Source organism: Pseudomonas sp. BAV 4579 (assembly GCF_009765395.1).
In the GTDB taxonomy this organism is placed as follows: Bacteria; Pseudomonadota; Gammaproteobacteria; order Pseudomonadales; family Pseudomonadaceae; genus Chryseomonas; species Chryseomonas aestiva.
The window spans coordinates 1-2,935 of record NZ_WHOV01000204.1 but is presented as its reverse complement, the minus strand read 5'-3'; the positions used below and the strand labels follow the sequence as shown (position 1 = coordinate 2,935).

Sequence of the window (2,935 nt, the reverse complement as noted above, 5' to 3'; positions counted from 1 at the left end):
CAAGCGCTACGCCAAGGACATCAAGATCTGGGAGATCGGCAACGAGCAGGACTATTCGCGGGTCGGCGCCGGCATCCGCATCAGTCGACTGGTGGACATCTATCGCGGCATCCGTCGGGCCTCCGACGAACTGGACGCCGGCCTCGAGACCACCATCAACGTGATGTCCTGCAACCCCGACGACCGGGGCGCCAAGGCCCGTTGCCCGGGCGATCGCCTGGGCTCCATGTGGTTTCTCGATCAGGCCCGGGCCGCCGGGTTCGCGTTCGACCACATCAGCTTCCACTACTACCCGCACTATCGCGACCGCGGCCGCTGGATGGATCTCTACCTGGGGCAGATGCGCGCCATGGCGGAAAAGTACCGGACGCGGATCTTCTTCAACGAGGTCAACTGCGGCGAGATCTACCAGGGCGCCACCGATGGCGGGCGACCGGGCGATCGCGGCTGCCATGACAGCCTCGAAGCCATCCTGTCCGAACTCAATGGGCGCTATCGCGACATCGTTCGCGAGATCAACGTCTACGAATTGCTCGACGAGCCGAGCCATCCGATTGCCCATGAGCGTCACTTCGGGCTGATGTACGACCTAGACCGCCCAAAACCGGTCATGGAACTGATCCGCCGCTATGCCGGCAAGCCCTGAGCCGTCAGAAAGCGGACAAACCTGACTTCAACGCGAAAACAGGTCTCCTGGGTGACCGGATGGTCGCCGACGAACGGTAGACAAAGTGCCATCATCGGCACCGTACATCTGGCAAAACGCTGCGTTTACCCCTGCATCGTGATGGCACGGGTTCTTATTGGTCTAGCGCTTGCACTAGGCTTTGCAGGTGCTAGGGAAACGATCTTCCCCGGCAGTTTTCCTGCTGTACCGAGGTGGGATGCACGGATCGAATCGCGCACCTCGGCCTATCTGGTTCCTTCTTGATGACAATCCTTAGCTCCATCTCCCGCCGCCTGCCGCGTCAGGCGCTGCTGTTGCCTGCCCTGTTCGCCACCGCTTCGCTTGCCACCTCCGCCCAGGCCGTTGACCTGGTCGGTCTCAACTTCTCCGGCGCCACCTTCGCCGCCCAGGTACTGCCCGGTGTCAACGACCGCAACTTCATCTTCCCGGCCGAGAGCCATTTCCAGCAGTGGAGCGCCAAGGGCGTGAAGCTGGTGCGCTTCCCCATTCTCTGGGAGCGCCTGCAATCGTCCATGGGGGCCAATCTCGATCCCACCTACGCCGGCCTGATCGATCGCACCCTGGGCTACGCCCAGAAGTACGGCGTTAAGGTCATCCTCGATCTGCACAACTACGCCCGCTACCAGGGCAAGGTCATCGGCGCGGGCGAAATCCCCTACGAGGCCTTCCAGAATCTCATGACCCGCGTCGCTCAGCGCTGGGGCACCCATGCGGCGCTCTATGGCTACGACATCATGAACGAGCCCCACGACGCCGTGAGCAACTGGCCGACCGCCGCCCAGTACGGCATCAATGGCGTGCGCGCGGTCGATTCGACCCACCCGATCTTCGTCGAAGGCAACGGCTGGGCCGACACCACCCGCTGGCCGCAGTGGAACGATACGCTGCTCAAGCTCAACGATCCGGCCAACAACCTGATCTTCATGGCCCAGGCCTTCTTCGACACCAGCCTGAACGTGGCGACCCTTTCGCCTAGCTATGGCGTCGAGCGCCTCAAGCCCTTCGTCAGCTGGCTCAAGGCCAACAACAAGCGCGGCTTCATCGGCGGCTTCGGCGTACCTGACACGGATGCGCGCTGGTTGCCCATTCTCGACGGCATGCTGGCCTATCTGAAGCAGAACTGCATTCCGGCCACCTACTGGGCCGCCGGCCCGGGCTGGGGCACCTACAACCAGGCGGTCGAGCCGATCAATGGCAAGGAGCGTCCGCAGTGGGCGGTGCTGGCCAAGTACCTGGACAAGGACAGCTGCGCCGGCATCGGTCCGCAGGTGACCCCGACGGCCGCCACGCCGCCCAAGACCGAGACCGCCACGGGCGGTGCGACCGCGGGCACCACCGGCGGGACCGGGGCTACCGGCACGACCGGAGCGACCACTGGCACCACCACCGGCGCCGCGCCGGCGACGGGTACCAGCACCACGGGTACCACCGCAGGCAGCACGCCCATGGCTGGCGCCGTCACCGGCACCACCGCCAATGCCGCGACCTCGTCCAAGCTGACCACCGTCGAGCAGCTCTACCTGGCCTACTACGGCCGGGCCGCCGATGCCGGCGGCCTCAACTACTGGGCCTCGCGCCTGGCCGGCGACATGAGCGTCGAGCAACTGGCGGCCACCTTCGCCGGCAACAGCGAATCGATCGCCCTCTATGGATCGCTGAGCGATGCGGCCCTGGTCAACCAGGTCTACCAGAACCTCTATGGCCGCAGCGCCGACAGCAGCGGCAGCGCCTATTGGACCAGTCGCCTGGCCAACGGCGTCACCTCGCGCGCCAACCTGCCGCTGGAGGTCATGCGGGGCGCCGCGGGCGATGACAAGACCGCCTTCGACAAGAAGGTGAACACCGCGCTGGCCCAGGGCACCACCACCACGCCGACCCCCGCGGCCAGCGTGCAACCGGTGCAGAACGTGGTCCTGCCGGTCGCCAGTGGCAGCGTCTCCTCGGCGCCATTGACCGGCTACAAGAACATCCCCCTGGGGGTGGTCGGGCACGACAACAGCGCCGCCTATCCGCCTGCCGAGATGGAGGCCCGCCTGCAGCTACTGGCGGCGCGCAATCTGCGCACCTATCGCTCCGGCGAGTATCTGGTGACCAACCTGCCCGAGCTGGATCGGCTGGTGTCCCTGGCCCGCAAGTACAACATCACCCTGCGGCCGGTGATCACCCACAAGCTGACCCAGGCGCAGGCCTATACCCTGGCCAAGCGCTACGCCAAGGACATCAAGATCTGGGAGATCGGCAACGAGC

2 protein-coding genes are annotated in these 2,935 nt (G+C 65.3%); both read left to right on the top strand.

Annotated features, from left to right (window positions below):
* Positions 1–646: hypothetical protein (locus GSQ95_RS24965; protein ID WP_158973984.1), on the top strand; the 646-nt coding region annotated here is incomplete at its 5' end.
* A 284-nt stretch (positions 647–930) separates the two neighbouring features.
* A partial coding sequence (locus GSQ95_RS24960) for a cellulase family glycosylhydrolase (RefSeq protein WP_158973982.1) occupies positions 931–2,935 on the top strand: 2,005 nt, incomplete at its 3' end.